This is a genomic window from Streptomyces sp. YIM 98790 (assembly GCF_011421595.1).
In the GTDB taxonomy this organism is placed as follows: domain Bacteria; phylum Actinomycetota; class Actinomycetes; order Streptomycetales; family Streptomycetaceae; genus Streptomyces.
In genome coordinates this window covers 1-17,898 of the sequence record NZ_WTLH01000128.1, presented here as the reverse complement: position 1 = coordinate 17,898, position 17,898 = coordinate 1, and the positions used below count along the sequence as shown (strand labels likewise).

Sequence of the window (17,898 nt, the reverse complement as noted above, 5' to 3'; positions counted from 1 at the left end):
GGGCGGCGCGGGGGGCCGAGGCGGCCGGCCGCCGTCCGCCGCCTCGGCCGGGACCTCGGTGCCGGCCGGGGGCGTCGTCGTGGGACGCTGCACGGGCGGGGCAGGCGCCCACGGGCCGGGAGGGCCGTAGGGCGGTGTGCCGTACGGGTCCTGGCCGTGCAGCGGCTCCGCGCTGCTGTTCCCCTCATCCATGGCAGCCCCCATCGTCTCCGCAGGCCCCGTTCCCGGCAATGGCGTCTTACGGCATGGGATTCAACCAAATACCCGCGGCCGGCTTCACCGAGGGCTGCCGGCGCGCACCGGAGCCGTCTCCTGCGGTGCCGTATCCCCCGTCGCGCCGCCCGCCGCGCTGAGCACCGCGGGCCCGCCGGTCGTCACCGGTCCGGGGGCCGTGGAGGCCGCCGCGGAGCGCTGGTCGGCCAGCAGCGCGGCCAGTTCCGGATCCATCGCCAGGCCGGCGAACACCGCCGCCGTCTGCCCGGTGATCACTCCGGTGCCGTAGCGGTCCGAGGCCGCGACGGGGAGAACACCGCTCTCCTCCGGTTCCGGTGCGCCCCGGGAGTGCCTCACCTCGCGGTCGGCCGCCCGCTCGTCACGGGAGACCGTGCGCACCGCCGAGGCGGAGGTGCCCGCCGGGCTCGCGCTGGCGCTGCTCGCCGCACCCCCCGCGCTGCCGCCGGCGCTGCCGGCCACATGGGTGGTGGGGGCTCCGGCCGAGGTGAGCGCGCCGCCGAGCGCCACCGCGGCCAGCGAGAACGCCCCGGCCGCCGCGAAGGCCAGCCGCTGTCCGCGCCCTGCGCGCACGGCCGCCGCCTCACCGCCGACCGGCATGCCCGTGCGGTGGACCGGGAAGCCGCGCTCCGGCTTCAGGCTCGGCGGGGTCAGCAGCGACCTGCCCCGTCCCCCGGGCAGCGCGGCGCCGTCCGGGGGGAGGCCCGCGCCGTCCCGGTCACCGCCGGCACCGGTCCCGCCGCCGCGCCCGGCATCGGCGAGGCCGAGCGCGGGCAGGCCCTGGAGCCGCGCCATCAGCGCCGCGGGCGGCGGGGGCAGCGCGCTGTCGGCGAACACGCTCTTGAGCCGCCGCTGCGCGTCCGCCTCCGCCTTGCATCCGGGGCAGGTGGCCAGATGGGCCAGCGCCCGCTCCCGGTGGTCGTCCGACAGTTCGCCGTCGATCAGTGCGGCGAGACTGTCGCCGAGATGGTCCTCGCTCGTCACTCGGTATCGCCTTCCTCAGCACGCGCGGCCGGCACCCCGGCCAGTGCGGGCAGTTCCTCCCCGGCGCGGCCGGCCCGGCCGCGGCCGCGCGGCGAACGGTGCCGCAGCGCCTTGCGCAGATGCGACCGGCCGCGGTGGATGCGGCTGCGGACCGTGCCCAGCTTCACCCCGAGGGTGGCCGCGATCTCCTCGTAGCTCAGGCCCTCGATGTCGCACAGCACCACCGCCGCCCGGAAGTCCGGCGCCAGGGTGTCCAGCGCCTGCTGGACATCGGCGTCGAAGTGGGTGTCGTTGAAGTGCTGCTGCGGTGAGGGCTCGCTGCTGGGCAGCCGGTCGGCGGCGTCGTCGCCCAGCGCGTCGAACCGGATGCGCTGCTTGCGGCGCACCGAGTCCAGGAACAGGTTGGTGGTGATGCGGTGCAGCCACCCCTCGAAGGTGCCGGGGGTGTAGGTGGACAACGAACGGAAGACGCGGACGAAGACCTCCTGGGTGAGGTCCTCGGCGTCGTGCTGGTTGCCGGTGAGCCGGTAGGCCAGCCGGTAGACCCGGCCGCTGTGCGTGCTGACGATCTCCTCCCAGGTGGGCGGAGTCCACGCCTGGCCGCCTTCTCCTCCCGCGCCGTTCTCGCGAAATGCGGCGGTGGCCGGCGAAGCGGCGGCGGAAGAGACGGAAGCGTCTGCGGCTGCGGCGCGGTCAGCATTGTCGGTCACGGATTTCGGCCCGCCGGAAGTCCACGGGAAGCGTTTCTTCGCCGCTCGGCCTTCGGACGCAGCCGCACCTCCCCTGTCGGACTCGGTGGTGTCGAGTGGAGTCCCTACCATAGCCACCTCGCCCGTCAACTCCGGATAAGTATTTCCGCCCGGCTTTTGGCCGCTCACCTGCCGTTCCGGTCTCCGGCGGGCAGCCGCCCGGGCATCCGCCGGGGGCCCGCGCGAGTGCTGCCGCGCCCGGTCCTTCGTGAGGGGTCAACGCATGGTCCGCGCGCTCGGTTCCCGAAGGGAGTCGCTACAGTCAAAGCGCGTGCACACGGGGACGGGAGAGGGACATCACCGGCAATCGGCAGACAAGCTGGGCGTTCGCCGAGGCGTACGGCGCACCTGCCGCCGATACCGCCGAGGGCGCTGTGCTGCGCTGGTCCCGGGAGCGCGCCCGGGAGGCCGGGCTGCGCGCCGTCTCCCCCGGCTGCGGCGACGCGCTGCGGCTGCTGGCGGCCACCGCCCATGCCAAGGCGGTGGTGGAGATCGGCACCGGAACGGGTGTCTCCGGCCTCTATCTGCTGCGCGGCATGCGCCCGGACGGGGTGCTGACGACAGTCGATGTCGAACCGGAGTGGCAGCAGCTGGCCCGCCAGGCGTTCCGCTCGGCGGGCTTTGCCGCGAACCGGGCCCGGTTCATCCCGGGCAGCGCCCTGGACGTGCTGCCGCGGCTGGCGGACGGCGGCTACGACATGGTCTTCTGCGACGGCGACCGCACGGAGTACGGCGCCTACCTGGCGGAATCGCTGCGGCTGCTGCGGCCGGGCGGGGTGGTCTGCTTCGCCGGGATGTTCGCCGGCGGGCGCACCGTGGATTCCGCGGCCCCGCCCACGGAGGTGCTCAGGCTGCGGGAGCTGCTGCGCGGCATACGGGAGAACGAGGAGCTGGTGCTGGCGCTGCTGCCGGTGGGGGACGGCCTGCTGTGCGCGGTGCGCCGCTCCTGAGTTCCGGTCCCCCGGGCCGCGGCGGCCGGCCGGCCGCGCGCCCGCCCCGCCCGGGGAGGCCCGGGAACGCCGTCAGCGCTGCTCCGGGGGCCGGGCGGCGTCCGGGGCAGCGCTGACGGATCACGGTTCAGGGCGGTGGCTGCGGATCAGCCGCTCACCTTCTGCAACTCCTGGTCGAGCTGTGCGGCCTCCTCCGGGCTCAGCTCGACGACGAGCCGTCCGCCGCCTTCGAGCGGAACGCGCATGATGATGCCCCGCCCCTCCTTGGTGACCTCGAGCGGGCCATCGCCCGTCCGCGGCTTCATGGCCGCCATGCTCGTTCCCCTTCCTGAAACCAGCTCATCGCGGCCGACAAACCCGACAACGCCGTCGGCGCAGCCGTCATCGGCCTCGAACAGATTGCTTCCCGGCCATTATCCCGCATGCGGCGACGTGATGACCAACATCGGGGGTATCCCTTCGGCAACGTGCCCCCGCAAACCCGCTCAATTCGGGGAGCACACGCGATACGGACGCGATGCGAGCCGGATACCGTCCTTCCGGCAACTGTTCCGCACTCCCGTTGGGCACTCATCACAGAACGGCATGCCGGGGTTTCGGCGGCGGTTTCCGGTAGTCCATGCTGAGCGGCATGTCGGACACTGTGCGCTACGAAGTCACCGAGAGTCTTGCCACCATCACGCTGAATCGGCCGGACGCGATGAATGCCCTCGATGTACGGACCAAGGATGCGCTGCGGGACGCCCTGCACCGCGCCGCCGACGATCCGGAGGTCCGGGCGGTGCTGCTCACCGGTGCCGGGCGCGCCTTCTGCGTCGGCCAGGATCTCAAGGAACACATCACCCACCTGGCGGAACGTTCCGCCGGAGGGGCCGGGGCCGAGAGCGGCGGGACGGGCGGCGGGACGGGCGGCAGCGCGCTCGGCACCGTGGCCGAGCACTACAACCCGATCACCCGGGCCATCGCGGGCATGCCGAAACCGGTGGTGGCGGCGGTGAACGGCGCAGCGGCCGGAGCCGGCATGGGATTCGCGCTGGCCGCCGACTACCGGGTGGTCTCCGAGCGGGCGAAGTTCACCACGGCGTTCGCCGGGGTCGCGCTGTCCACCGACTCCGGGCTGGCCTGGACGCTTCCCCGGTTCGTCGGCCCGGGCCGCGCCGCCGACCTGCTGCTCTTCCCGCGCACCATCGACGCCCGGGAGGCGGAGCGGCTGGGCATCGCGCAGCGGGTGGTGCCGGAGGACGAGCTCGCGGAGACGGCCGCCGCGGTGGCCCGCCGGCTGGCGGCCGGGCCGACCCTGGCCTATGCCGCGATCAAGCAGGCACTGGACTTCGCCGTCTCGCACACCCTGGAGGAGACCCTGGAGCTGGAGGCGGAGCTGCAGATCCGGGCCGGTGCCTCGGAGGACCACCGCGCGGCGGTCGCCGCCTTCGTCGCCAAGGAGGAACCCGTCTTCCGCGGCCGGTGAGCGGTCCGGTGGGCCGGCACCNCGCGGCCGGTGAGCGGTCCGGTGGGCCGGCACCGGCCGGTGGCCGGTGGCCGGTGGCCGGTGGCCGGTGGCCGGCTCCGGGGTCAGTCCTCCTCGGGGCCGGCGGGCTGGTGACGCAGGGCCAGCGCCTGGGCACCGGCCAGCGCGGATTCCAGCTCGGAGATCCGCGAGTCGCGCTCGGCGAGCTCGGCGGCCAGCCGGTCCAGCACGTCGTCCACCTCGGCCATCCGGTAGCCGCGCACGGCGACCGGGAAGCGCACCGCGACCACGTCCGCCGGATGCACCGGACGGTCGGGCGGCAGCGGGTCGTCGAGCCGGTCCGGCTCGGCGTCCGGCAGCCCGCCCTCGGCCGGTGCTCCGCTGCCGTCACCACTGCCCAGCACCGCGAGCGTGACTCCGGCGACCACCGCCACCATCGCGACCATCAGGTACAGAAAAAGCATCGAATTCTCCCTGGGGACCCTTCTCGGCCCGTCCCGGCCGTCGCCGCCCTGCCCCGGATGATGCCCGCCCCGGAGCCGGAGCGCCACACCCCGGCGCCCCGTGGCCGCCGCGGACCCGCCGGGACGTCTCCCGGCGCGCCCCGGACCGGCACGTATTCTCGCAGCATGCTGCGACTGGGAAAACGGACCTTCGCGCCGGACGAGCCGGTCATCATGGCCATCGTCAACCGGACCCCGGATTCCTTCTACGACCAGGGGGCCACCTTCCGGGACGAGCCGGCCCTGGCCCGGGTCGAGCAGGTGATCGCCGAGGGCGCGGCCATCGTGGACATCGGCGGGGTGAAGGCCGGCCCCGGCGAGGAGGTGGACGCCGCCGAGGAGATCCGCCGGACCGCCGGCTTCGTCGCCGAGGTGCGGCGCCGCCACCCCTCCGTGGTGATCAGCGTGGACACCTGGCGGCACGAGGTGGGCGAGGCGGTCTGCGGGGCGGGCGCCGATCTGCTCAACGACGCCTGGGGCGGCGCCGATCCGGAGCTGGCCGCGGTGGCCGCCCGGCACGGGGCGGGCCTGGTGTGCACCCACACCGGCGGTGCCGCGCCGCGCACCCGGCCGCACCGGGTGGCCTATCCGGATGTGATGGCGGACGTGGTGCGCACCGTGACCGCGCTGGCCGAACGTGCCGTGTCGCTGGGGGTGCGGCGGGACGCGGTCCTGGTCGACCCCGGCCACGACTTCGGCAAGAACACCCGGCATTCGCTGGAGGCCACCCGGCGGCTGCCGGAGCTGGCCGCCACCGGCTGGCCGGTGCTGGTCTCGCTCTCCAACAAGGACTTCATCGGCGAGACGCTCGGTCTGCCGGTGAAGGAGCGGCTGCTGGGCACACTGGCCACCACCGCGGTCTCGTCCTGGCTGGGCGCGCAGGTGTTCCGGGTGCACGAGGTGGCCGAGACCCGGCAGGTGCTGGAGATGACGGCGGCCATCGCCGGCCGCCGTCAGCCCCGGCTGTCCCGCCGCGGCCTGGCCTGACCCGGCCCGGCCCCCCGTCCGGCGACTACGGACCGGCGGGTGCCGGTCAGCGGGCCGCCCGTCAGCGGGTGCCCTTGGTGACCAGTTCGACGGCCTGGTCCACGTCGTCGGTGACCTGGAAAAGCAGTTCGTCGCGCGGCGAGGCCTTGCCCTGGCCGATCATCGTGTGCTTGAGCCAGTCCACCAGGCCGCCCCAGTAGTCGCTGCCCACCAGCACGATCGGGAACCGGGTGACCTTGCGGGTCTGCACCAGGGTCAGCGCCTCGAACAGCTCGTCCATGGTCCCCATTCCTCCGGGCAGCACCATGAATCCCTGCGCATATTTCACAAACATCGTCTTGCGCACGAAGAAATAGCGGAAGTTCATTCCGATATTGACGTACTCGTTGAGGCCCTGCTCAAAGGGAAGCTCGATGCCCAGGCCCACCGAGACGCCGCCGGCCTCACTGGCGCCGCGATTCGCCGCCTCCATGGCCCCGGGACCGCCGCCGGTGATCACCGCGAAACCGGCCTCCACCAGAGCCCGGCCGATCCGGACCCCGAGTTCGTACTCGGCGGTGCCGGGCGCGGTGCGGGCGGAGCCGAAGACGCTGATCGCCGGGCCGAGCTCGGCGAGCGCCCCGAAGCCCTCCACGAACTCCGCCTGGATGCGCAGCACCCGCCACGGGTCCTGGTGCAGCCAGTCGGAGGGGCCGCGGGTGTCCAGCAGCCGCTGGTCGGCGGTGCCCGGCACCACCTGCTCGCGGCGGCGCACCACCGGTCCCAGGTACTGCTCGGTGCGGTCCTGGTCGGTCCAGCGGGCGGCTCCCCCGGCACTGTTCATGCTGCACTCCTTCATGTCCCTGCGGCGCCCGGTGCGTCCGGCGCGTTCGTTCCGTGCAGGGTACGTGGCACGGACCACGGCCGCAGGAAGTCCAGGTGTCGGGGCGGTTCCGGCCGCGTCCCGGGCCGGGGCCGTGCCGTACCGCCGGGACCGGGACCGGGTCAGGGGGCGGTCAGCCAGGCGCGCAGCCGCTCCTCGCAGTGGCGCACGGTGGCCGCGGCCACCCGTTCGTCCCGCTTGTGGGCGAGATTGGGGTCACCGGGGCCGTAGTTGACGGCCGGGATGCCCAGCGCGCTGAACCGGGCCACATCGGTCCAGCCGTACTTGGGCCTCGGCTGCCCGCCGACCGCCGCCATGAACGCCCGCGCCGCCGGATGGCCCAGCCCGGGGAGTGCGCCCGGCGAGGAGTCGTCGACCGTGAACTCGGCGACGCCGCAGTCCGCGAAGACCTCGCGGACGTGCTCGGCGGCCTGCTGCTCGTCCCGGTCGGGGGCGAAGCGGTAGTTCACCGTGACCACGCAGGCGTCCGGGATGACGTTGCCCGCCACGCCGCCCTCGATGCGCACCGCGTTCAGGCCCTCCCGGTACTCCAGGCCGTCGATCACCGGGCGGCGAGGCCGGTAGGCGGCCAGCCGGGCGAGCACCGGTGCGGCGGCGTGGACGGCGTTCTCGCCCGTCCAGGAGCGGGCCGAGTGGGCGCGGGTGCCGGCCAGCCGGAGCAGCATCCGCAAGGTGCCCTGGCAGCCGCCCTCCACCTCGCCGTTGCTGGGCTCCAGCACCACGGCGAAGTCCCCGGCCAGCCACTCGGGCCGCTCGGCGGCGAGCCGGCGCAGCCCGTTCTTCTCCGCCTCCACCTCCTCGTTGTCGTAGAAGACGAAGGTGAGGTCGCGGTTGGGCTCGGGGACGGTGGCGGCGATGCGGAGCTGGACGGCCACCCCGGACTTCATGTCGCTGGTGCCGCACCCCCACAGCACGCCGTCCGCGTCCAGCCGGGAGGGCAGGTTGCCGGCGACCGGCACGGTGTCCAGGTGCCCGGCGAGGACCACCCGCTCGGGCCGGCCCAGCGAGGTGCGGGCCACCACGCTGTTGCCCAGCCGCTCCACGCGCAGATGCCCGGGGGCGCGCAGGGCCTCGGCCACGGCGTCGGCCAGCGGCTCCTCGGTGCCGCTGACCGAGGGAATGTCCACGAGCTGCGCGGTGAGCGCGGCGGCGTCGGCGGTCAGGTCGAGCACGGGAGCGGGCCGGGACACGGACCGCAGGGCGGGGGCGGGGGCAGGGGCGGGCGGGGAGGACTCCATGCCCGCGAGCGTACTCGGCCGTCCCGGCCGCGCGTCCCGGCCCCGGGTCCCGCCCCGGGCCGGGTGCTTCCACGGGGCGCTCCGGCGGGGTGCCCGGGCAGAGCGGGCAGAGCGGCAGGGCGGCCCGGCAGGCTCCGGAGCGCCCCGGGCGGGCCGGCGGGGTGCCGGAACGGGCGGGGTGGCATGGGGTGGCGCAACTCGCTCACCGGCGGTGACGTCCTGGTCCCGGCCGCACCGGCCTCGCCGAACCCGTGGCGCACACCGGCTCCCGGCCGCCCCGGGGGCTCCATTACGGTAGGGCCGTGCCCGAGCCGACTCCCCCGCCCGCAGCAGCCCGCAGCAGCCGCGCCGGCCGCGTCCTCGCCCGCGCCGCGGCGGTCGTGGTGGTACTGACCGGCCTGGTGGTCTACGGGGCGGTGCACTGGGAGACCGGGGTGGGACGCCCGCAGTGCACGGTGGCCGACGAGGCCGGCGGCGGCAGCTACCGGCTCCAGCCGGAGCAGGCGGCCAACGCCGCGACCATCGGCGCGGTGGGCAGCGCGCGCGGCCTGCCGGAGCGGGCGGTGACGATAGCGCTGGCCACCGCCATGCAGGAGTCCAGCCTGCGCAACCTCGACTACGGCGACCGGGATTCGCTCGGCCTGTTCCAGCAGCGGCCGTCCATGGGCTGGGGCACGGCGGAGGAGATCATGGACCCGGTGTACTCCTCCTCCCGCTTCTACGAGGAGCTGGAACTGGTTCCCGGCTATCTGGACATGCCGCTCACGGTGGCCGCCCAGACCGTGCAGCGCAGCGCCTTCCCCGACGAGTACGCCAAGCACGAGACCCGGGCGGCGCTGCTGGCCGCCGCGCTCACCGGGCGTGCGCCCGCGGCCCTGAGCTGCAGCACGGGCGGCAGCCCGGCGAAGCCGGGGGACACCGCGGAGATCACCGCGCGGATGACCCGGGAGTTCGGGGCGTCGGTGGTGCCCGCGGCGGCCGGGACGGAGATCACCGTGGATCTGCCGGCCGGGGAGGCGCGGCAGCGGGGCTGGGAGCTGGCGCACTGGGCGGTGGCGCACGCGGCCGAGCTGGGCATCGCGCGGATCTCCTTCGAGGACCGGGTCTGGGAGGCGTCGCGCTCGGCGGAGGGGTGGCGGCCGTCCGGCGAGCCGCGTCCCGGACTGCTGCTGTCCGTAGCCGGGTGACGGCCGGTCAGCCGTCCCGGTCCCGGCCGGTGTGCGCGGCCGTCCGCGCCGCCGGAGGCATGCCCGCCGCACCGGCAACACGTTCGACCACCGGGAATTCATCCCCGTTTCCGCACGCCTTGGCGAAAGACACCTGTGCGGGAATTCCCTCGCCAGGGTTGCCAATGTGCACACAGACCCGATAATCCGGCCACATTGCCAATCCTTTACCTTGGCCGCCGCAACCAAGAGCCGGTCTGCCGCGATAGGCACGGCGTCTGATCGAGTTATCGCCGGTCCGACACCGCACGACACACGACACATCCGAAGAGCATCTTCTCCGTCAAAGGAGCATCATGTCCCACCCCCTCAAGCGCCGTATGGCCAAGGCCGCGCTCGTGTTCGCCGCGGGAGCCGCCCCGGTGGTCGGCGCGGCCGGTGCCGCCAATGCCGCGGCGCTGCCGGAGGCCACCGACCTGAGCGGAGTGACCGACCTCGACGCCACCTCGGCCGCCGAGTCCCTGGACGCCGCCACCCAGAGCACCACGCAGATGGTCGGCGCGGCGGGCGGCGAGATCGTCGCCTCCGGCGTCCCGGCCGCCGGCCGGACCGTGGGCTCCACCCTGCGGACCGCGGCTCCCGCGGCACAGAACGCCTCCGACGATCTGGCCGGCAGCGCCTCGGAGCTGGTCGGCGAGGCCGCCGACACGCTCGGCGGCACCGACCTGCCCACCGACGCCCTGTCCGATGTCACCGGCGGGCTGACCTCCGGCGGCGGCAACGCCCCGATGCTCGGCGGCCTGCCGCTCGGCTGAGCACTCCGCACCGCAGCAGGGGCCGGCCCCGGGGGACCTCCCACCCCCGGGGTCCTGTGCGTTGCGCACGCCCACGCCTCCGCCCACGTCCGCGCCCGCAGCCCCGGCGGGCCGGGGCGGCCGGCCGCCGGCGTCGGCGGGAGCGGTCAGGAAAGCCTGCGGACGGCCTCGGCGACGCGTTCGTCGGTGGCGGTGAAGGCGACCCGCACGAAACGCTCCCCCGCCGGTCCGTAGAACTCGCCCGGGGCGACCAGCACACCCAGCTTGCTCAGATCGGCCACCGTGTCCCAGCCCGGCTCGCCGCGGGTCGCCCACAGGTACAGCGACGCCTCGCTGTGCTCGACCCGGAAACCCCGCGCCTGAAGGGCGGTGCGCAGCGCCGACCGCCGGGCCGCGTACCGGGCCCGCTGCTCCGCCACATGCGCGTCGTCGCCCAGCGCCGCCGTCATCGCCTCCTGGACCGGCGCCGGCAGCATCATCCCGCCGTGCCGGCGCACCGTGAGCAGCTCGCCCAGCACGGCCGCGTCGCCCACCGCGAACGCCGCCCGGTAGCCCGCCAGGTTGGAGCGCTTGGAGAGCGAGTGCAGGGCGATCACCCCGGACGGGTCGCCCCCGCAGACCTGTGGATGCAGCGCCGAGACCGGCTCGGTGCCCTCCCAGCCCAGCTCCAGATAGCACTCGTCGCTGACCACCAGGACGCCGTGCCGCCGCGCCCAGGCCACGGCCGCGCGCAGTTCACCGGCGTCCAGCACCCGGCCGGTCGGGTTGGACGGGGAGTTGAGCCAGAGCAGCCGCAGCCCGGCCGGGTCCAGCCCGGCCGGGTCGTCGTACGGCACCGGCTCGCAGCCCGCCAGCCGGGCGCCGACCTCGTACGTCGGATACGCCAGCCGGGGGAAGGCCACCCGGTCGCCCGCGCCCAGCCCCAGCTGGGTCGGCAGCCAGGCCACGAACTCCTTGGAGCCGATGACCGGCAGCACATTGCCGTGCTCCAGCCCGTGCGCGCCCAGCCGCCGCCCGCTCCACCCCACGATGGCGTCGCGCAGTGCGGACGTGCCCCAGACCGCCGGGTAGCCGGGGCGGTCGGCGGCCCCCGCCAGCGCCCGCCGGACCACCTCCGGCACCGGATCGACCGGAGTGCCGACCGAGAGATCCACGATCCCGCCGGGACAGGCGGCGGCCGCCGCCTTGTACGGCTCCAGCCGGTCCCAGGGGAAGACCGGCAGACGGGACAGGGCGGAGCGCGGGCGCGCGGACTGGCTCACAGAGGGCTCACTTCGCTGAACGGGTCCGCACGGCGGTGCGGGACCGGGCGGACGGCCCGGCCGGCCCGGGGCGGACGGCGGCGCACGGCGCGGCCGCGCGCCCCGGGCCGGTGGCCGGGGCGGACGGGGTCAGTCCTCCTCGCGGGGCGCCACCGCCAGCACGACCGGGTGGTCGCGGTCGATCAGGCCCAGCTTGCTGGCGCCGCCCGGCGAGCCGAGCTCGTCGAAGAACTCGACGTTGGCCTTGTAGTAGTCCTTCCACTCCTCCGGGACGTCGTCCTCGTAGAAGATCGCCTCGACGGGGCAGACCGGCTCGCACGCCCCGCAGTCCACGCACTCGTCCGGGTGGATGTAGAGCGCACGGTTGCCCTCGTAGATGCAGTCGACGGGGCACTCCTCGATGCATGCCTTGTCCTTGATGTCGACACAAGGCTCCGCGATGACGTAGGTCACGCTGTCGTTCCTCCTTGGTAGGGCGGCGGACCGGCGGTACCGCCTTGCAGAGCGCGCGGGAGCGCGGCGTCGTCGATGCTGGCCCCTAGTATCGCGGTTCCGGCAGCGGGTACGAACACGAGGGGCGATCAAGGCGGTGGAGTTCACCACAGGCGTACGCCTGGAAATCCGCATCAGCGGTTCTGACGTGGGCAAACGGGTGTCCGTGCGGGCCTTGGCCCGGCCTCGCGGGGCGGTCGGGGAAGGGCCGTTGTTCACCGACACGGTCGGCGTTCTCACATCGTGGACGGACGGTGTGCTGTGCGTCACCCGCCGGGACGGGGTGACCGTCCGCATCCCGGAATCCGCGCTGGCGGCCGGCAAGGTGGTGCCCCCGGTCCCCGCGCGCCGGCGCGGCATGCCCTCCGCCACCGTCCGGGAGCTCACCCGGGTGGCCGCGCGCGGCTGGCCGGCACCGGACAGCGAGCGGCTCGGCGGCTGGCTGTGCCGGGCCGCCCGCGGCTGGACCCGGCGCGCCAACGCGGCCTTCCCGCTCGGCGAGCCCGGTGAGCTCGGCTCCCCCGGGGCCGTCGAACGGGTCCGCGCCTGGTACGCGGAGCGCGGACTGCCCGCCCAGCTTCGGGTGGCCACCGGAGCGGCCGGGACACACGAGCGGCTGGCCGCCGGGCTCGGCCGGCACGGCTGGACCGCGCACGCGCACACCGCGCTGCTGGCGGGCGCGCTGGCACCCCTGGCGGACCGCGAGCCGGACACCCGGGTGCGGCTGGAGCGGGAGCCGGGCGAGGACTGGCTGCGCGGCTGGCCGAGAGCGCTGCAGGAGCCGGAGACCGCGCGCCGGGTGCTCGCCGCCGGTCCGTCGGTGTGGTTCGCCGTCGTTCCGGCGGCCGCCCCGGGGAGCGGCCCGGCGGCGGTGGGGCGCTGTGTGGTGGACGGCCGCTGGGCGGGCTTCGCCGCGATAGCGGTGGCGCCGGAGCGGCGGCGGGAGGGGCTGGCCACGGCGGTGATGGCGGAACTGGCCCGGGCCGCCCTGGCGGAGGGCGCGAGCGCCGCCTGGCTGGAGGTGGAGACCGACAACGCCCCGGCCCGGGATCTGTACCGGGGTCTCGGTCTCGCCGAGCACCACCACTACCACTACCTGCGGGCGCCGCAGCCCTGAAACGGACGCGCGGGAGGGGGCTGCCGGCCGGCAGCCCCCTCCCGCGTCCCCGCCGCGCCCGGGTGCGCGGTGTACACCGTGCGCTGCACGCCGAGCGGAGTGCGGCTTGTCCGGGGCTTATCCGGGGTTGGTCTCGATGACGGCCACCCGCTTGTCCGGGTCGGTCTCGCGCAGCGCCTGCCGCAGCAGACCGGCGATCTCCTCCGGGGTGGGCGGCGTCCGGCTGCCGTCTCCCCGGCTGATCAGCACCTGGTCGAAGGTGCTGCCGTAGAGCCTGGCCAGTGCCTCGGTGTCGTAGACGTCCACCAGTTCGCCGTCCACCGCCGTCATGCCGATGAACTGGTGGATCGAGTTCTGCGGGCTGAAGTCGATGAAGGGCACGCCGGTCTCGGTGGTGACCCGTACCAGGCCGGACATGGCCGGCTCGGCGAACTCCGCCATGGCGGCGTCCACCTCGGCGTCGGTGATCTCCGGCTCCACCTGGGTGGTGGCCAGCTCCACCGGCTCGGTCTCGCCGGTCCGGGCGCGGAGCCGGAACGCCTGCTGCACGGCGGGGGCCGCCGAGGCCGCGTCCACGGACACCCCGGGCCGGCCGTAGTGCGCGTGCGCGCCCTCGCTGTCGAAGGTGATGGAGCCGTCCTCCGGCTCGGTGCCGCCGTACTGCGCGGCGATGTCCTCCAGCGCGGCGTTGAGCTTCTCCTCGTCGACCGCGAACACCGGCTCCACCTCACGGGTGGAGTCCAGCAGCGAGCCGATCACGGTGACCGGGTTGTAGTCGTCGGTACCGGCCGCCCGCACGGTGGCCTGGGTGTCGATGGTCAGCCCGGCCACGCTGGGCAGCAGTTCCACCTCCTGGCCGTCTATCACCAGGATCAGCGGTGCGTTGGCGGGCCGGTCGAGGGCGGCGGCGAGCTTGTTGACCGCCTCCTCGGTGGTGCTGCCGCCGATGTCGTGGCCCAGCACGGTGGTGCCCTTGGGCACGTCGTGCTGGTTGAGCAGCAGTCCGGCGCCGTAGGCCAGCACGCCCGCCCCGACGAGGGTGACCAGCGCCATGGTGAGCAGCGCCTTGCCGCGGCCCTTGCGGCGCGGGGGCTCCGGCGCGGCGGGCCCGTCGTGGTCGTCGTACTCCCCGGGCGGTGCCGGGGTCCGCTCGCGCGGGACGGCCGGTGGCGGGGTGGGTCCGGGCGGCGGCACGGCCGGGCCGCCGCCGGGGGCGCCGCCCGGGCCGAACGGGCTGGGCAGCTGCGGCAGCGCTCCGGTCTCGGGCTGTTCCCGCACCGGGCCGCGGACCGGGCCGGGTTCGGTGCGCAGCGGGGTGCCCAGCTCCATGGTGGTGGCGCTGGGCGGCTCGGCCTGCCCGGCCATGGGCCGCGGCAGCTCGCCGGAGCCGGTCCGGGAGGCGCCGGGGGGCGGTGGCAGCGGCATGTCGCCGGACTGCGGCCCGGTGGTGGGACCGGCCGGGCCGCCGGGGGCGGTGCGGCCGCGCACCGGGAGTTCGGGGAGCGGCTCCGCACGGCCGTACGCCTCTCCCGGATACCCCTCGGCGCCGTACGCAGGGGTGCCGTGCGCAGGCGTGCCGTACGCGGGCGTGCCGTACGCCGGGGTGCCGTGCGCGGGCGTGCCGTATCCGGCGGGACCGGGACCGGGACCGGGACCGGGACCGGGACCGGGACCGGGACCGGCCGCGCCGTCGTCGTTCCGGGGAGCACCGTCCAGCGGGCCGCCCTGCGCGGGGATGCCGTATCCCGGAGGGTCGCCGGGCGACGGACGGGGAGGGGTGCCGCCGTGCCCGGCCGATGCCGAGGGCACCCCCGCCGGGGGGGTGCCGCCGGGACCGCCGTTGACGGGCTTGCGCGGCTCGAACCAGGAACTCGTCTTCTTGCCGTTCTCCTGGCCGTTGCGGCTGTCCGCCGCGATGCCGCCGCCGGCCGCGCCGGGGCCGGGCAGGGGCGGCAGGCCGCCCCCGGCGGTGGCCGGACCGGTGCCGGCAGCGGACTCGGAGGCCGGCGGCCGCTCGCCCGCGGCCGGATCGGCGGACCCTGTCTCCCCGCGGACCGGCTCGCGCACCACCACGGGCGGGATGGGCCGGGAACCGGGAATGCTGATCTTGACCCGCGTGGTCAGTGTGGTCTCGGTCTTCTTCTCGTCCGGCCCCCCGGCCGCGCCCGGTCCCCCGGCCGCCCCCGGAGCGGCGGGCTCGCCGTACGGCTCCGGCCCCCGTCCGGAGGACGGGCTGTCTGTTTCACGACTCAAGGCAGATCTCCCGATTGGCTCCACCGGCCGACCCCGAATCCGGCGCCGGGTCGGACGGCGAGCCCACCATACTTCGGCACACGGCACCGGTAGTCCGGGGCCGCCGGATTGGCAGCACAGTTCGAACGGTTCTCGAACGGTTCCGTGACCGGTCGGGCACATCGGGTACGAGACGCTCTTCCGGCACGGTCAGCGCGACTTGGCGGCGCCGGCTGCCGGCCGCCCGTACCTCCCGCGGCCGGAGGGCACGGGGGAGGAGAACATCGGCCGGTCGGTCGGGGCCAGCATCGCGCACAGCACCGCCGTCATCATGCCACCGAACAGGAAGAGATAGCTCGCCGCGCCGGCGGCGAAGAGGAAATCGCCCTGCGGGCGCGGCACGTTGAGCACCATCACGGTGACCGCCCAGCTACCGGCCGGCACGGCCGCGCCCGCCTTGGTGCGCATGACCAGCGCTCCGCCCAGGAACAGCGCGGCGGCACCGCCCAGGGCCAGCAGCAGTCCGAACGGGAACCAGCCCGCCTGCACCAGCGTGCCGGCCGTGGCGACCAGCGCGCCGAGCACCGCCAGCAGCAGATGGGCCGCCAGCCGCCCCACCGTCATCCCGTTCACCGGGCGCCTCCTTCACCGTCCGCGGGGTCCAGCCCGTCGAAGGGGTCCCCGGCTCCCTCCGGGAGCGGGGTTCCCCGGCCCAGCCGGTAGAACTCCGTCTCCCACACCGGCTGTACCAGCCCGTTGGAGAGCGCGAACACCGGCCCGGTGCCGTCCGCCACGGGTTCGCCGAGCTCGATCTGGGTGGCGTGGGCCCGCATGGCGGCGGCCTTGGCCCGGCGCGCCCGCGCGTCGCCGGTCACCGCCAGCACCACCAGGCCGTCGTCCACCACACCCGGGATGTCGGCGAGGCCGGCCACGCCCCGGAAGCGGCCCGGCCCGGCCGCACGCAGCGCCGCCAGGGCGGCTTCGGCCGCGGTGCGGGGCACGCAGTTCCACAGGATGCGCTCGATCCGGTGCCCCTCGGCGGCGGCCAGTTCGGCGCCGCGCATGGCCACCCGGTGCGCCTGGATGTGATCCGGGTGGCCGTAGCCGCCCGTCGGGTCGTAGGTGATGAGCACCCGGGGCCGCACCTGGAGAACGGTCTCCGCGAGCTGCCCGGCCGCGGTGTCGAGGTCGGCCTGCCAGAAGGCGCCGGGGCGCCGGTTCTGCGGGGCCCCCATCATGCCGGAATCGCGCCAGCGTCCCGGCCCGCCGAGGAAGCGGTGGTCGGTGACGCCGAGTTCCGCCATGGCGGCGGCCAGCTCGCGCTCCCGGTACGGGCCGAGGGTGTCGTCCCGGTCGGGGGCGAGCCGGGCCAGGGCGGGCGGGATGACCTCGCCCTCCTCTCCGCGGGTGCAGGTCACCAGGGTGACGGGCACGCCGCGCGCCACGCACACCGCCATGGTCAGCCCATTGGTGATGGACTCGTCGTCGGGATGTGCGTGCACCAGCAGCAGGCCGGAAGCGCGGGTACTCATGGCCCGAGCTTACGGCCGCCGCGCGGCGCGGCCCGTCCGCCCCCGCCGCTCCGGCCGCTCCGGCCGCTCAGAAGGAGAAGCCGCTGATCACGTCGGCCACGCTCGCGGTCAGATCGTTGATGGTGGGTGCCAGGTTGGAGCTCGCCAGGAAGAAGCCGAACAACGCGCACACCGTGGCGTGGGCGGCCTTCAGCCCTGACTTCCTGACCAGCAGCACGACGATGATCGCCAGCAGCAACACCGCGGATACGGAGAAGGCCACGGCGGTTTACCTCCATCAGGGCACGGGCGGACAACAACGATCGGCGTCTGGAGCGGCTCGGTGGAACAGGGCGTTACGGAGCTATCACTGTCCTACCCACCGGGCGCAACGGATCATAACTGCGGGTGAGACATCACACGTCGGTGCACGGGTGCAGAGTGCAGGCGCACACTCCGCCCGCCGCCGGATACGCCCCTGACCATCCCGGTGAGGCCGTTAACACGGCGGCAACAGGCCGGACCTGGTTCCGATATGCGGACTCCCCACACTGAGGCCGTACGGCCGTGCGGGTGCCGTGGACCGGGGCGGGACGGCCCCCCAGACCCCTGGGGGTCCCGGCGGCACGCCGGAGATCAGCCGTCCCGCCCCGGTCTCTGCCCGTGCCCCCGCCCGGCGCCCGGCCCGGCGGGCCGCGCGTTCAGCCGTGCGCCACGTGCTCCTTCTCCTCGGCGAAGTGGCAGGCCGAGTCGTGCACCACCGGTCCCTCGGCATCCTGGAAGGCCACCGGCACGGCCAGCGGCGGATCGATCTCGGCGCACTTGCGCTGCGCCTTCCAGCAGCGGGTGCGGAAGCGGCAGCCGGAGGGCGGGGCGGCCGGGGAGGGCACGTCGCCGTGCAGGATGATCCGCTCCCGGTGCTCCCTGGCCTCGGGGTCGGGCACCGGCACCGCGGAGAGCAGCGCCTGGGTGTAGGGGTGCGTGGGGTGGTCGTAGATCTCCTGATGGCTGCCGGTCTCCACGATCCGGCCCAGATACATCACCGCCACCCGGTCGGAGATGTGGCGGACGACCGACAGGTCGTGCGCGATAAATACGTAGGAGAGCCCGAACTCGTCCTGCAGGCGTTCCATCAGGTTGATGACCTGGGCCTGCACGGATACGTCGAGTGCGGAGACGGGCTCGTCGCAGATGATGATCTCGGGGTTGAGCGCCAGCCCGCGGGCGATGCCGATGCGCTGCCGCTGCCCGCCGGAGAACTGGTGCGGGTAGCGGTTGATGTGCTCGGGGTTGAGGCCGACGACGTCGAG

19 protein-coding genes and 1 pseudogene are annotated in these 17,898 nt (G+C 74.8%); 6 read left to right on the top strand and 14 right to left on the bottom strand.

From position 1 onward, the window contains the following. The 3 genes and pseudogenes from GQS09_RS19670 to sigE form a co-directional block, all read right to left on the bottom strand. Positions 1–192 (bottom strand): annotated as a pseudogene (locus tag GQS09_RS19670) (protease); the annotation flags it as partial. Between the two features lie 84 nt (positions 193–276). After that, positions 277–1,215, bottom strand: coding sequence for a zf-HC2 domain-containing protein (locus tag GQS09_RS19665; protein ID WP_165988090.1), 939 nt, complete (start codon positions 1,213–1,215; stop codon positions 277–279). Further along, complete coding sequence (gene sigE, locus GQS09_RS19660) at positions 1,212–2,036, bottom strand: RNA polymerase sigma factor SigE (RefSeq protein ID WP_165988088.1); 825 nt, start codon at positions 2,034–2,036, stop codon at positions 1,212–1,214. Before sigE ends, GQS09_RS19665 begins: the two co-directional genes overlap by 4 nt. 224 nt (positions 2,037–2,260) lie before the next feature. Here sigE and GQS09_RS19655 point away from each other — a divergent pair, with 224 nt between their 5' ends. Then, positions 2,261–2,914 (top strand): O-methyltransferase, encoded by a 654-nt coding sequence (locus GQS09_RS19655; protein ID WP_165988094.1) that lies wholly within the window; start codon positions 2,261–2,263, stop codon positions 2,912–2,914. A gap of 146 nt (positions 2,915–3,060) precedes the next feature. Here GQS09_RS19655 and GQS09_RS19650 read toward each other — a convergent pair whose 3' ends face one another. Then, complete coding sequence (locus GQS09_RS19650; protein WP_165988086.1) at positions 3,061–3,228, bottom strand: DUF3117 domain-containing protein; 168 nt, start codon at positions 3,226–3,228, stop codon at positions 3,061–3,063. A gap of 317 nt (positions 3,229–3,545) precedes the next feature. Here GQS09_RS19650 and GQS09_RS19645 point away from each other — a divergent pair, with 317 nt between their 5' ends. Next, positions 3,546–4,382, top strand: a complete 837-nt coding sequence (locus tag GQS09_RS19645; protein ID WP_165988083.1) for an enoyl-CoA hydratase-related protein — start codon at positions 3,546–3,548, stop codon at positions 4,380–4,382. Between the two features lie 104 nt (positions 4,383–4,486). Here the strand turns inward: GQS09_RS19645 and GQS09_RS19640 are convergent, their stop codons facing one another. Beyond that, positions 4,487–4,846, bottom strand: coding sequence for a DivIVA domain-containing protein (locus GQS09_RS19640; protein ID WP_165988081.1), 360 nt, complete (start codon positions 4,844–4,846; stop codon positions 4,487–4,489). A gap of 165 nt (positions 4,847–5,011) precedes the next feature. Between GQS09_RS19640 and folP the strand changes: the two genes are divergently transcribed. Next, a complete protein-coding gene (folP, locus tag GQS09_RS19635; protein WP_165988079.1) occupies positions 5,012–5,872 on the top strand; it encodes a dihydropteroate synthase in 861 nt (286 codons plus the stop codon). 61 nt (positions 5,873–5,933) lie between these two features. On the opposite strand, the gene GQS09_RS19630 is transcribed toward folP, so the two are convergent. Continuing rightward, positions 5,934–6,695, bottom strand: coding sequence for a TIGR00730 family Rossman fold protein (locus GQS09_RS19630; RefSeq protein WP_165988076.1), 762 nt, complete (start codon positions 6,693–6,695; stop codon positions 5,934–5,936). 161 nt (positions 6,696–6,856) lie between these two features. Beyond that, positions 6,857–7,993, bottom strand: coding sequence for a succinyl-diaminopimelate desuccinylase (gene dapE, locus GQS09_RS19625; RefSeq protein ID WP_165988074.1), 1,137 nt, complete (start codon positions 7,991–7,993; stop codon positions 6,857–6,859). Between the two features lie 302 nt (positions 7,994–8,295). On the opposite strand from dapE, the gene GQS09_RS19620 reads away from it, so the two are divergent. Beyond that, on the top strand, positions 8,296–9,180 hold the full coding sequence (locus GQS09_RS19620; protein ID WP_165988072.1) for a hypothetical protein: 885 nt from the start codon (positions 8,296–8,298) through the stop codon (positions 9,178–9,180). Positions 9,181–9,515: 335 nt separating this feature from the next. Further along, positions 9,516–9,974: an ATP-binding protein gene (locus tag GQS09_RS19615; protein ID WP_165988070.1), complete on the top strand. Its 459-nt coding sequence runs from the start codon at positions 9,516–9,518 to the stop codon at positions 9,972–9,974. Between the two features lie 146 nt (positions 9,975–10,120). Here the strand turns inward: GQS09_RS19615 and dapC are convergent, their stop codons facing one another. Beyond that, entirely contained in the window at positions 10,121–11,236 is a 1,116-nt protein-coding gene (gene dapC, locus GQS09_RS19610; protein WP_313896224.1) for a succinyldiaminopimelate transaminase, read from the bottom strand. 129 nt (positions 11,237–11,365) lie between these two features. Beyond that, positions 11,366–11,689 (bottom strand): ferredoxin, encoded by a 324-nt coding sequence (gene fdxA / locus GQS09_RS19605; RefSeq protein WP_165988068.1) that lies wholly within the window; start codon positions 11,687–11,689, stop codon positions 11,366–11,368. A gap of 136 nt (positions 11,690–11,825) precedes the next feature. On the opposite strand from fdxA, the gene GQS09_RS19600 reads away from it, so the two are divergent. Then, on the top strand, positions 11,826–12,845 hold the full coding sequence (locus GQS09_RS19600; protein WP_165988066.1) for a GNAT family N-acetyltransferase: 1,020 nt from the start codon (positions 11,826–11,828) through the stop codon (positions 12,843–12,845). A gap of 117 nt (positions 12,846–12,962) precedes the next feature. On the opposite strand, the gene GQS09_RS30440 is transcribed toward GQS09_RS19600, so the two are convergent. The 5 genes from GQS09_RS30440 to GQS09_RS19575 all read right to left on the bottom strand — a co-directional run. Further along, positions 12,963–15,098 (bottom strand): peptidoglycan binding domain-containing protein, encoded by a 2,136-nt coding sequence (locus GQS09_RS30440; RefSeq protein WP_165988064.1) that lies wholly within the window; start codon positions 15,096–15,098, stop codon positions 12,963–12,965. A 189-nt stretch (positions 15,099–15,287) separates the two neighbouring features. Then, on the bottom strand, positions 15,288–15,701 hold the full coding sequence (locus GQS09_RS19590; RefSeq protein WP_243761578.1) for a DUF6113 family protein: 414 nt from the start codon (positions 15,699–15,701) through the stop codon (positions 15,288–15,290). 5 nt (positions 15,702–15,706) lie between these two features. After that, positions 15,707–16,609, bottom strand: a complete 903-nt coding sequence (mshB, locus tag GQS09_RS19585; protein WP_165988062.1) for an N-acetyl-1-D-myo-inositol-2-amino-2-deoxy-alpha-D-glucopyranoside deacetylase — start codon at positions 16,607–16,609, stop codon at positions 15,707–15,709. Between the two features lie 67 nt (positions 16,610–16,676). Next, positions 16,677–16,871: a hypothetical protein gene (locus GQS09_RS19580; RefSeq protein WP_165988060.1), complete on the bottom strand. Its 195-nt coding sequence runs from the start codon at positions 16,869–16,871 to the stop codon at positions 16,677–16,679. Between the two features lie 418 nt (positions 16,872–17,289). After that, a partial coding sequence (locus GQS09_RS19575) for an ABC transporter ATP-binding protein (protein WP_165988058.1) occupies positions 17,290–17,898 on the bottom strand: 609 nt, incomplete at its 5' end.